This window comes from Paenibacillus sp. FSL H7-0716, from assembly GCF_038002705.1.
Taxonomy (GTDB): domain Bacteria; phylum Bacillota; class Bacilli; order Paenibacillales; family Paenibacillaceae; genus Paenibacillus_AQ; species Paenibacillus_AQ odorifer.
This window is the reverse complement of record NZ_JBBODA010000035.1, coordinates 45,181-56,733: the sequence shown is the minus strand read 5'-3', so window position 1 is coordinate 56,733 and position 11,553 is coordinate 45,181. Positions and strand designations below refer to the sequence as shown.

The window sequence follows — 11,553 nt, the reverse complement described above, 5'->3', positions numbered from 1 at the left end:
GTCTACGGATCTACACCGTAATCTGCGCCAACTTCCCAGCTTTTACCCTTGCGGACTCAGGCGCCGTTATTCGCGGATTTTCGGCCATTTAGTGGTGATTTCGGACTCCAGAGACGCTATCTACCCAAAATGGTCTCATATTCAGTCAATTTCCACCCAATAGCTGCATTGGTGTCCGATAGCGCACAAATTAGAGTGATTTGTTACTTTTAGCGACTCCTGTGTCCTTTAGCACCCTAACTCCGAATACATCAATCACCCATCGTTCTCTTGCGTAAACTCGGCTAATCTGCGATAAATTCCAACGATCTCTTCCATCGGCATTCTAACTAATCCACTTGAAGAGGGTGCAACAAATTCACGGACACCATCTACCTTCGGAGGCACGTCCCCTTGAAATCCCCAGTTAGCTTTTGTTCTGCGACTAAACTCTGTATACACACCCTTACCTACAAAACAGGCGACTTGAGGCCGATATTTCTCCAGCTTGGAGCGAAGCAATTCCCGACCCTCCTGGTATTCTTCACGAGTAATATCGTCGATTCCCCGTGTGGGACGGGCAACAATATTTGTAAACCCATAGCCCAGCTTAAGCAAGTTCCCATCCTCAGACGCATCATACAACCGGGGAGTAAGTCCAGACTGATGTAATATTCTCCAAAAATTATTCCGCGGATTGGCGTAATGATGTCCTACCTCGCCAGAACGGATACTAGGATTGAACCCAATAAATACAATCTGTAATCCGTGATCTAAGTGATCTGGAATTTCATCCATGTTATTATGCCTCCTAACCAAACGTCGATCTAGTTCAACTTACAGGTGTATACACCTTAAGACAGGAAGGCGGTATATGACCTGCCAACCATACCTTATTACCCGCATTATAAAAGGTTACACCCATTTGACCCGCTCTAATCGTATCAACAGTTAACAATATCAATTTCCCTCTGCGACTTCCGGCTAAACTGGCAAAATGAGTCCCTTCAGACAAATGAACATACTGCCGTCCCATCGATTGAAGCCCCTCTTCCAAAATCACAGTAAGCACACCAGCATGAGTTCCGTGAAAAAGTACAGCAGGCGGAGTCCCCGGCTCATAAGTGATTTTTGTATGGCTATGCCCGTACCGGGCTTTGATCCGGTCATCAACGATTTCCAATCGTTGCTTGTCGCAACCTGCGACCACTTGCCGAATATCTCCCACAGTCACCTCTGACCATCTAGGAGTGCTTACAATAACAGACAGCAAATCATCTAACCTACAGGAACCATCCTCTGGATCCAAAATAAGACCATATTGCTCCGGGGTATGCCGAAGCAGCTTAGTCATAAACTTACTTAACGACACTTCCGCTGTATTGCTTAACATTATATTTACACCTCAATTTTTCCTATTTATATTATTCTACAGTAAAGGATCTCTTCGAAGTAGATTCCAGAGGCATTACAGCAATCACACATCCATGTATTACCTCTTACTATGCAAAAAAGACCATGGACTCTATCGTCCATGGTCGGGCTTCACCTAAATACAAAACTCCTTACCAGTTAATACAGCGATGTTATTTTACCGGAAATGAATATACTGGTTCAGAGGCTGACCTGAAAGTTCCATTTCATCCTTATCGTATCTCCAAAAGCATAATCCAACTATCCAGTTTATGTCAACAAGTAGTCTTTTATCTGTAATCTTTTACTTACCTTATTCTAAACTTATTCTTAACTTATTCTTAACTTATTTCAGCAATGCTTTCAATTCAGGCGTCATATCCGATTCTTTTAACATTACGAAATCGCTATACCCCTCTTTGTACATCAACTTCACAATGTAGTTACCATTCTCAACACCATAATGGAAATGATGGTCCAAAATATCTGTTAATAATGTCTTATCCTTCGTAACAGCCGTACGATTCTTTTCACGTGCAAGCACTACTCTTTGTTCAGGACTAGTAGGGTTCTTAGGTGTTTGCTCGTCCATATAATCATCTTTTATAATCTCTGCCGATTGGATATCTTCAGCTGTTATTCGTATTTTATCGGCATAACCTTTTTCATTCATCCATTTCTCTAACTCATGAAAAGATGACTTCCACGGATAATAATAACCATAACTTGAAGAAACTTGATTGCTGTCCTCTTTTACCTTTACCTCTGTTTCGATATTAGCCACATCAGGTTTTCCGTCCTTATCTATCTGTACTTCGTAGGACATATTCAAAATTTCGCGTTTGATAATCTCCTTTAGCTCTAAAATTTCCCCGGGATCAGAGATGGCAACTCTTTTATTCCTATTAGTAATCCACATGAGATCCATTTCTCTGTCTAAGAAAGCTAAATTATACTTTTCATACTTGTAAGCTTCAGTATCCTTAACCGCCTTGAGCTCTGATTCAAACCCCTTATTAGGGATCCAGTATTCCCTCACCAACTTGTGACCATTCTCCAATTGATAAGCCAGAGTAAAATATTCATAAACATATTGCTGTGAGGTATGTTCTGGACGTACTGCAACTACCGTTTGATGAAGTTTACGGACAGTTTCTATATAATCTTTATCATCGGAAAAAGGGTTCTGCCCCATGTAGGGTGTAGTGTGCAAACCATCCGTTGGGGTATACAACCGGTAGTTAGCTCCCATATATACACCGCTAATCTTATCACCGGAAGGCACTCTTGCTTCATACCCCGTAACACTTGATACCGGGATATACAGAAGTAACCCTATCATTACCGCATAAACTGCAAACTCAGCTACCATTTTACGCGTCATAATCTGCCATGTTTTCCGAACAATCATTTCTGCGGCAACATAACCAATAATGGCTCCGATGGCATATCCACTAATCACCCAGCCCATTTGATGCTTCATTTGCGCAAAATAATTACCAGCAATAAGCATGGCACATAACATAACCCCTGCTTTAAACAGTGGATTAAAATATCCAAAAGCAATAGCCTGACCCGCTTTTTCCGTATTACGTTTACGGTATAACAGATAGCACAACCCAATAAATAGAAGTGCCAATACCCCATAAATCCATAACTCTGTATTGGTGAAGGGTTTGACGGTAAAATAATACACGATATGAACAAACGGAGACCACATCTGCAAACTAGAATCACGGAAGTTTACATTTGTATTTGCATTTGCATAACCATAAAGATACATGGCGAAATGGCTATTGATTAATGAGATCAGTACAACAGGAAGAATAAGCAAAATATAAATGATAATTCCCTGAAGAATAGATTGGCCCGTACATATTCCCACAAAAACACTAAAACAGAAGAGGAACAAAGTCAGAATACTAACTGTTATACACCATTGCCAAATATCTGCGCCTTGAAAAATATAAAAATTCCCACTCCATGGCTTAACAACGGCAACCACCCCAGCAGTTAACCAAACAGGCAGCAACAGTAAGGTAAGTCCACTCGTCAGATGAGCTGTAAATAAATGCTCTCTGCGTAAAGGCAGGCTATGCCAAAGATCTGCGGGTGATTTTGCCTGAAGGTATCGGAATAAGAATAGTCCTGCGGCAACTGGGATTGTAATGATAAACAAGGCTTGCACACTACCAGCTATGCGAAATAAATGATCAATTCCCTGCGGTTTTGCATCCGGATTGTTGCTCATGAAGAGCTGTAATGGAAGAGCGAATAATAAGCCGAGTGCATATATAATCCCTATCCAGCCATGCTGGCGGAAGTTCTGGCGAAAAACACTGCTATTAAAGTAGTAATGGCTGCGCGTCATATCCGACATCCCCCATTTCATAAATAAAGATCTCTTCTAACGTTAATGGAAGCAAATCGAATACGTATGGCTCGTACACCTGAAAAGCCGCTTTGATCCGTTCACGATCCCCTTTTACAATATATAGGTTCACACTTCCCCGGCGCTCTTGATGCAAAACTTGTAATTTGGCAGCTAACGGAATCTCATGCCGTTCATCCCGAAACGCCACTTGAATCTTATGTGTATCCGCCTTAAGATCATCCAGATCTTTCTCAATCAACATCTTCCCACCATGCATAATCCCGACATGATCGCATAGATCTTCAATCTCACGAAGGTTATGGGAAGAAATGATTACCGTCAACTCGCGTTCAGCAACCTCCTGAAATAGCAGGTTTTTGATTTGACGCCGCATCACCGGATCTAATCCGTCAATCGGTTCATCCATAATCAACACATCCGGCATACAGCTTAAACATAACCAGAATGACGCTTGCCGCTGCATCCCTTTGGAGAAACGACTGAGCTTGCGCTTTTTATCGAGCTGAAATACGGTTCCCAAATCTTCAAAACGCTTCTGATTCCAGCTCGGATAAATCGAGCGATAGAAAGCCGCCATTTGCAGCATGGTGGATTGTGGGAAAAAGTAAGGAGCATCCGGCATAAAAATAACCCGTTGCTTAGTCGTCGGGTGTTCGAATACTGCTTCACCATCCACCCGCACGGTCCCCTTATCTGGAGAGTAGATGCCCGCCAATGTTTTGAGCAGCGTAGTTTTGCCCGCGCCATTAGAGCCGAGCAGCCCATAAATTGTTCCTTTATGTACCGTTAAAGAGATATCGTCGACTGCCTTCTCGCCTTGAAATAACTTGCTGACTCCTCGAATCTCAATCATCACTCTTCCCTCCTTCTCTTTGCTTCTCCACTTGTTGGTACAAAGAACTAATCTCAGCTGCGGTGAACCCAAGGTATACCGCCTCCGCCATCAGCCTCAGCAACTCATTCCGGACTTCCGCTTTTTTGATCGCATTTTGTTCTTTTTTCATCGGGGCTACAAAACTTCCTTTCCCCTGTAATGAATAGATATATCCCTCACGTTCCAATTCACGGTAAGCCTTCTGAATCGTATTGGGATTCACGGTTAGCTGCTGGGATAACGTCCTTACAGAAGGTAGCTGTTCATCCGTCTGCAAAATACCATGCAGAATCATCTCCTTGACCTTATCGGTCAGCTGCTCATAAATCGGCTTCCGACTACGAACATCCAGTTCGAACATAACCTTCCTCCTTCCACTATCTTGCATTAAATCCATTATGATGTGTACTAACTGTACTACTATTATTAATACAGTTCGTTTTATATGTCAACAAAAAAATCCCCAAGATTTTCCTTCGGGGATTTATCTATTCCTTGCTATTAATCAAAATTACGTCCGATCGCGCCGAGCCAATCTCACCCCCGTGGCTTTCGGACCCAGATGACGCTATTCGCACATTTTCCGCCTATTGAGCGAAGTTTCGGACTCCACTGCAGCTATTGCCTAGAAAGGTGCTCATTTGGGGCATTTTTCACACCAATAGTGGCTTTGAGGTCCGTCACTACTCCAAATGACGCTGATTCCTGCTTTTAAGGTCATCTGAGTCCGATCGCACCGAGCCACGTTTGTCTCCCGGGGCATTCGGACTCAAATGACGCTAATTCCCGCTTATAAGGTCACCTGAGTCCGATCGCACCGAGCCACCTTTGTCTCCCGGGGATTTCGGACCCAGATGATGCTATTCGCACATTTTCCGCCTTTTGAGCGAAGTTTCGGACTCCAGTGCAACTATCGCCTAGAAAGGTGCTCATTTTGTGCGTTTTTCACACCAATAGCGACTTTGAGGTCCGTTACAACTCCAAATGATGCTGATTCCTGCTTTTAAGGTCATCTGAGTCCGATCGCACCGAGCCACGTTTGTCTCACGGGGCATTCGGACTCAAATGACGCTGATTCCCGCTTTTAAGGTCACCTGAGTCCGACAGCGCCGAGTCGCCTTTGTCTCCCGGGGCATTCGGACCCAGATGACGCTATTCCCACATTTTCCGCCTTTTGAGCGAAGTTTCGGACTCCAGTGCAGCTATTGCCTAGAAAGGCGCTTATTTCCGAGCATCCGCTACACCGAACCTCCTAAAATAAACGCAAAAAAAGAGACGTCCCTAAGCCATTTTGGCTTTGGAGACGTCCCTTTGAGTATTAGTGACTGTAATTAAGCATACCAGCCCCATACGAAGATGAAGAGCGTACCGAATATCGTAACTAAACCAACGAATAAGGCATAGGCGATATTGATGTAAAGTTCTTTCTTGGTATCTGCTGATTCACCAATATGCATGAACAGGAAGAGCTGCAAGGAAGCCTGAATGAGGGCTGTAACAAGCAGGATCGCCATGTTCGCAGTGTTGGATAGATCAAGGTAGATTACAGCAAGTGCAGCCACAGAAAGGACAAGAGAGGCTAAGAAACCCATCACATGGCGAATTGGAAACAATTGCTTCATCATGCTACATCAGTCCTTTCAGATAGACGAAGCTGAAAATAAAGATCCAGACAACGTCCAAGAAATGCCAGTACAGCGAGAAGATAAAGGATTTATTGGCCGTAGCCGGATTAATACCTTGACGCTTCAACTGGATTAGAATAGCCGCACCCCACAGGAACCCGAACGATACGTGAGCTCCGTGTGTTCCCAGCAGTACAAAGAGACTGGATAGGAAACCACTGGTTTGAAGTGTAGCCCCTTCGTGAACATAAGTGACAAACTCCGTGATTTCAATACCAAGGAAGCCGAGACCCATTAGAAGGGTTAGTCCGAAAAAGACCATCATGGCTTTTTGGTAACCATGCCGCATGGCATGAACTGCAAGACCAATCGTGAACGAACTTGTCAGCAGCAGCAATGTTTCGATCATCACTGGACCAATTTCGAAAAGATCCGGCCCGCTAGGGCCGCTGGCAAAACGGTCTACCATTACAAAGTAAACAGTGAACAATGTAGCGAACAGCGCAATCTCCGCTCCCAGAAAAACCCAGAAGCCAAAGATTTTATTACTATTCTCTTCTGTTGAGTATTCAAGCGGCTTAGACGCATCTATTTTCATACTGTCTCACCCCGCAATTTCTTTTCAGTAGCAATAACTTCTTCTGCTGGGATGTAGAATCCGTGATCCCGATCAAAGGACATAGCAGCTAGAACAATGAGGATACCTACTCCAGAGAGGATCGCTGGAATCCAAAGACTGAAGACCAGAGAGAACCCTGCGATGAAGAAGATAACACCCAGAATAAATGGTTTTCCTGTGTTGCTAGGCATATGAATCTTAGTAATCTTATCTTCAAAAAGCGGCACTTTATCTTGCTTAGCAGACCAGTAAGCATCGCGTGTTTTTACATTTGGAACCACTGCGAAGTTATAAGCTGGAATCGGGCTTTTCGTTGCCCATTCCAAAGTACGTGCATCCCACGGATCTCCATCAGTATCTCTTGGTTCGTAACGAGTACTCCAGTAAATGTTATAAACCAGGATTACAAATCCAATAGCGAGACCAATCGCACCTACGAATGAGACCATACTCAGCGGGCCAAATCCGGTATCCGCAGAATAGGTGTATTGTCGGCGGGTCATGCCCTTAAGTCCGAGAATAAACAGCGGGAAGAACGATACGTTAAAGGAAATGATAATCCACCAGAAGGCATGCTTGCCAAGACGTTCATTCAGACGGAAACCGAATACTTTAGGGAACCAGTAATGGAACCCTGCGATAACGGCGAAGACCGCACCCGGAATAAGAACGTAGTGGAAATGGGCAACCAGGAACATCGTATTATGGTACTGGTAATCGGCACTGGCCATAGCCAGCATGACACCTGTTACCCCACCAATCGTAAAGATCGGAATAAAGGCCAGGGTGTATAGCATAGGTGTCGTAAAGGTTATTCGCCCTTTTCGTAAGGTGAATAGCCAGTTAAATATTTTCACACCTGTTGGTACGGCAATGGCCATGGTTGTAATCGAGAAGAAGCTGTTAACCATAGCGCCTTGACCCATTGTATAGAAATGGTGAGCCCATACTAGGAAGGACAAGAGGGAAATGATCAACATACTGAATACCATGGATGTATATCCATACAGGTTCTTTTTAGAGAAGGTGGCGATAATTTCACTATAAATACCGAATGCCGGTAAGACAACGATATATACTTCAGGGTGACCCCATACCCAGAACAGGTTGGCCCATAACATATCCATACCGCCATTGGCCATCGTAAAGAATTGAGAGCCGAACAACCGGTCGAACATCATCAACGCAAGTGCTACCGTAAGCACAGGGAAGGCAAATACGATAATTACGTTGGTGATCAATACGGACCAAGTAAACATCGGCATTTTCATCAACTTCATGCCTGGTGCACGCATTTTCAGAATCGTTACAATAAAGTTAACGCCTGTGATAAGCGTACCAATACCTGAAATTTGTAGTGCGAGCGAGTAATAGTTATTACCCACCGTTGGACTGAACTCTAGACTTGCTAGCGGGAAATATGCGGACCAACCAGCATCTGGCGATCCCCCGATAACGAACGAAATGTTAAGCAGCATAGCTCCAAAGAAGAAGAGCCAGAAGCTGACAGCGTTCAGACGCGGGAAGGCAACGTCTCTAGCGCCGATTTGCAGCGGAACGATAACATTCATCAGACCGATAATAAACGGCATGGCCATAAAAAGGATCATAATCAAGCCGTGTGTTGTAAATACCTCGTTGTAATGCTGTGCGTCAAGAAATTTCATGTCCGGGGCTGCTGTTTGCAGCTTCATCATAATAGCATCAACGCCGCCGCGGAAAAGCATAAGCAATGCAGCGAGGATATACATAATCCCAATACGTTTGTGGTCAACAGTAGTCAACCATTCGCGCCATAAATATCCCCATTTTTTAAAATAGGTCAGGCCGACGATAATCCCGATTGTAGCCAGAACAATACTTGCCATAGCTCCGTATATCAGGGGTTCGCCGTGGACCTTAAATTTATCCCAATCCATTAGGAATCGCTCCTTTCAAGTTGTTCAATTAACATTGACTAGTGTCCGTCATGTGTTGTGCTCTCTTCTAATGGAGAACTAGGTGTCGGCTCATCCAGTTCTGGATTAGGCTCGGTGTTGAATTCCGTCTCGCTGGATGGTGCTGGAGTCGGGTGAATTTCTTTATTATCCTGATGCTCCATACTTCCGTTATCCGTATCCATTTCAGTGCCGCCATTACTCATATGGTCACCATGGCTTCCCGGAGGCGGGCTAAAGGATAAGTGAGTATTCGTATACGTTTTACGTCCGACATGTTCCATTTCCAAAAGACCTTTAAATTCATCTTCCGTCAGTGGACCCGCCGTTTCTTTAACGTCTTTCACCCATTCCTGATAGTCCTTATCTGTCATCGCAAGTGTTTCAAACTCCATGTGGGCGAAGCCCTTACCATTAAAGTTCGCATTTCTTCCGACATAAGAACCTACAGTATCAGCTGAAAGATGCAGGGTTGTGATCATGTCGCTCATCGCGTATTTTTGTCCTCCCAATTGTGGGATCCAAAGACTTGAGATCGTACCGAAAGAATACAATCTGAACTCTACAGCGCGGTGAACTGGAATGTTAACGTAGTTTACTGTTTCGATACCTTCTTCTGGATAGCTGAAATGCCATTTCCAGTTAGAGGAGGAAGCATAGATTACAAGCGGTTTCTGATCTTTATAATCCGCTGCAACATTTTCTACATCTACTGTTGTTTTGACGGTGACTACGGAGAGGAATGCCACGATAATAATCGGAATGGTAATCCAGATAGCCTCCAGCCATTTGTTTCCTTCCTCGTGAGGAGGAATATAATCTTCGTTGCTTTTTTTGGCACGGTATTTCAGAAGCACGAAGACATATAAGATGTAGACAACTGCCAGAACACCGAGCATCATAACAATGGAGAGAATGATCGTGTCAGATAAAGTTCTTGCAGCCGGCCCCTTCGGATTCAGAACAGCGATTGAACTGCATCCTGGCAAGAGTAAAATTAGGCTGAGAAATAAAGCGTATAACGGTCCCTTTTTGTTCATGCTTAAGCTCCTTCCTTCAATACTTCTTTTATTAACCCTCAACATTAACCTTTATATATAGTAAGAATTTATGGGGAAGAAAGCAAAAGACTTATTTTTCCATTTAGCCTAAAAAAGACCTTAATAATGGCGAACAAGTTAAATATGTGTGATCAATTTGTTACAAGTTTCTAATAGTATGATAAAGATCACTGTAACGGCGCTGTTTATGGGTTGAAAAATTCCGTTCAAACTTTGTTCAATAGTTTACTAAAGTTGCTAATTTGGACACATCTATTTTGCGCAAAACGGGGTTATTTTAACCATTTTTGTTGATGTGTCAGTATTTAGCCGGAGTTACGTGCTTTTTATGATTGTGGTTGAAATCACAGTTAACTTCTAAAAGGTAACAAATTATTCTGCTGGGGGTTACAATCTCTCAAATTTCATTCTATCAATGTATGATAAGGTAATAGACAAATATACATAGATAGGAGATTTTTGACGATGTCTTTAAAGAAAGTATGGCTATTATTAATCGTATTATTCATAGGTTCCGGATCAATACGAGCGATAGATTCAGTGAATGCAGCAGGTGCAGGCTCCCTTAGGTTAGGTGTGAACGATAAGTTAACAACTATTGAAGCCGTTTCGGTAAAAGATACCTATTACGTTCCTCTACGTGATCTGTCACAGGAACTTAAGTTAACGCTAACTGGAGTGAGTGATGGGATAAAAGTTACAGGTCAGAACAGATCAATCAAACTGCTGAATGATCATGCAACAGCTACTCTAAGCGATGGAAAGACCATATCCATGAGTACATTTTTGAAAAACGGAAAAACAATGGTTCCACTGAAATTGACCTCTTATCTTGGTTTTGGAATTTCCTTTAAAGCAGATCAATATTTATTGCGTGTAAAAGATGGCTCGGCCACATTAGATGATGCATCATTTGTAAGTAAGTTTAAAAAGGAATTGAAGCCAACCGCAACTCCTGGAACTTCTACGCCAACTGTTGGGAAGCAAGGTAAGAGCGTATACCTCACCTTTGATGATGGGCCAACGGCTACAACTTCTACATTGCTTGATATTTTGGCAAAATATGATGCGAAGGCAACTTTTTTCATGATTGGACCGAATATGAACCAGCATACTGCGCAAGTGAAACGGATTGCGAATGAAGGGCATGGTCTCGCATTGCATGGAATGACGCACCGGAAAGAGAAGTTTTATGCTTCACCTGCGGCTGCGCTGGGAGAGATGGATAACGATAACGCCATTTTGAAAAAGATTACAGGTCAAAGCACTACACTGATTCGTCCTCCTTATGGAAGTAAGCCTTATTTCACAAAGGCCTTTAGAGATAAAGTGCTGGCTCAAGGTTATCATCTATGGGATTGGAACGTGGACTCAGAGGATTGGAAATACAAGGATGCTAGTACGACGATCTATAATTCGGTAATGAATCAGGTTCATAAGCTGCAGAAATCACAGACCAATCCAGTGATTCTGATGCATGATCAAAAGGCTACACTTAAAGTACTTCCGCGTATCTTAGAGTCATTGAAAAAAGAAGGCTATACATTCCACGTCATTAGCTCAGATCTGAAACCTCTGAATTTTTGGAAGGATACACGCTGAGTTTTTCAAAAAAATCAAGAGGGAATCCCAACAGCTGTGAACTAGCTG

10 protein-coding genes are annotated in these 11,553 nt (G+C 43.2%); 1 reads left to right on the top strand and 9 read right to left on the bottom strand.

The window, feature by feature from the left end:
* Positions 1–255 precede the first annotated feature (255 nt).
* The 9 genes from MHH60_RS28005 to qoxA form a co-directional block, all read right to left on the bottom strand.
* A complete protein-coding gene (locus MHH60_RS28005; RefSeq protein ID WP_076137132.1) occupies positions 256–777 on the bottom strand; it encodes a mismatch-specific DNA-glycosylase in 522 nt (173 codons plus the stop codon).
* Between the two features lie 34 nt (positions 778–811).
* Complete coding sequence (locus MHH60_RS28000) at positions 812–1,372, bottom strand: RNA 2'-phosphotransferase (RefSeq protein WP_076137130.1); 561 nt, start codon at positions 1,370–1,372, stop codon at positions 812–814.
* Positions 1,373–1,738: 366 nt separating this feature from the next.
* Positions 1,739–3,784: a hypothetical protein gene (locus MHH60_RS27995; protein WP_143766750.1), complete on the bottom strand. Its 2,046-nt coding sequence runs from the start codon at positions 3,782–3,784 to the stop codon at positions 1,739–1,741.
* Positions 3,738–4,640, bottom strand: coding sequence for an ABC transporter ATP-binding protein (locus MHH60_RS27990; RefSeq protein ID WP_036680830.1), 903 nt, complete (start codon positions 4,638–4,640; stop codon positions 3,738–3,740). The genes MHH60_RS27995 and MHH60_RS27990 overlap by 47 nt, the downstream gene beginning before the upstream one ends.
* Positions 4,633–5,022, bottom strand: a complete 390-nt coding sequence (locus MHH60_RS27985; RefSeq protein ID WP_036680827.1) for a GntR family transcriptional regulator — start codon at positions 5,020–5,022, stop codon at positions 4,633–4,635. Before MHH60_RS27985 ends, MHH60_RS27990 begins: the two co-directional genes overlap by 8 nt.
* A 970-nt stretch (positions 5,023–5,992) precedes the next feature.
* The gene (gene qoxD / locus MHH60_RS27980) at positions 5,993–6,283 is read right to left on the bottom strand and encodes a cytochrome aa3 quinol oxidase subunit IV (protein WP_036680878.1); all 291 of its coding nucleotides are present in this window, start codon (positions 6,281–6,283) and stop codon (positions 5,993–5,995) included.
* 4 nt (positions 6,284–6,287) lie between these two features.
* Entirely contained in the window at positions 6,288–6,884 is a 597-nt protein-coding gene (qoxC, locus tag MHH60_RS27975; RefSeq protein WP_042124373.1) for a cytochrome aa3 quinol oxidase subunit III, read from the bottom strand.
* Positions 6,881–8,824 carry a cytochrome aa3 quinol oxidase subunit I gene (qoxB, locus tag MHH60_RS27970; protein WP_036680823.1) on the bottom strand — a complete coding sequence of 648 codons (1,944 nt, stop codon included), beginning with the start codon at positions 8,822–8,824 and terminating at the stop codon, positions 6,881–6,883. The genes qoxC and qoxB overlap by 4 nt, the downstream gene beginning before the upstream one ends.
* Positions 8,825–8,862: 38 nt before the next feature.
* Positions 8,863–9,882 (bottom strand): cytochrome aa3 quinol oxidase subunit II, encoded by a 1,020-nt coding sequence (gene qoxA, locus MHH60_RS27965; protein ID WP_036680822.1) that lies wholly within the window; start codon positions 9,880–9,882, stop codon positions 8,863–8,865.
* A gap of 486 nt (positions 9,883–10,368) precedes the next feature.
* On the opposite strand from qoxA, the gene MHH60_RS27960 reads away from it, so the two are divergent.
* Complete coding sequence (locus MHH60_RS27960) at positions 10,369–11,505, top strand: polysaccharide deacetylase (RefSeq protein WP_076137126.1); 1,137 nt, start codon at positions 10,369–10,371, stop codon at positions 11,503–11,505.
* Positions 11,506–11,553: the final 48 nt, after the last annotated feature.

What these genes read in the sequence shown, in the direction of transcription:
- MHH60_RS28005 (WP_076137132.1), bottom strand. Translation starts at nt 777, where the DNA reads ATGGATGAAATTCCAGATCACTTAGATCACGGATTACAGATTGTATTT.
- MHH60_RS28000 (WP_076137130.1), bottom strand. Translation starts at nt 1,372, where the DNA reads ATGTTAAGCAATACAGCGGAAGTGTCGTTAAGTAAGTTTATGACTAAG.
- MHH60_RS27995 (WP_143766750.1), bottom strand. Translation starts at nt 3,784, where the DNA reads ATGAAATGGGGGATGTCGGATATGACGCGCAGCCATTACTACTTTAAT.
- MHH60_RS27990 (WP_036680830.1), bottom strand. Translation starts at nt 4,640, where the DNA reads ATGATTGAGATTCGAGGAGTCAGCAAGTTATTTCAAGGCGAGAAGGCA.
- MHH60_RS27985 (WP_036680827.1), bottom strand. Translation starts at nt 5,022, where the DNA reads ATGTTCGAACTGGATGTTCGTAGTCGGAAGCCGATTTATGAGCAGCTG.
- qoxD (WP_036680878.1), bottom strand. Translation starts at nt 6,283, where the DNA reads ATGAAGCAATTGTTTCCAATTCGCCATGTGATGGGTTTCTTAGCCTCT.
- qoxC (WP_042124373.1), bottom strand. Translation starts at nt 6,884, where the DNA reads ATGAAAATAGATGCGTCTAAGCCGCTTGAATACTCAACAGAAGAGAAT.
- qoxB (WP_036680823.1), bottom strand. Translation starts at nt 8,824, where the DNA reads ATGGATTGGGATAAATTTAAGGTCCACGGCGAACCCCTGATATACGGA.
- qoxA (WP_036680822.1), bottom strand. Translation starts at nt 9,882, where the DNA reads ATGAACAAAAAGGGACCGTTATACGCTTTATTTCTCAGCCTAATTTTA.
- MHH60_RS27960 (WP_076137126.1), top strand. Translation starts at nt 10,369, where the DNA reads ATGTCTTTAAAGAAAGTATGGCTATTATTAATCGTATTATTCATAGGT.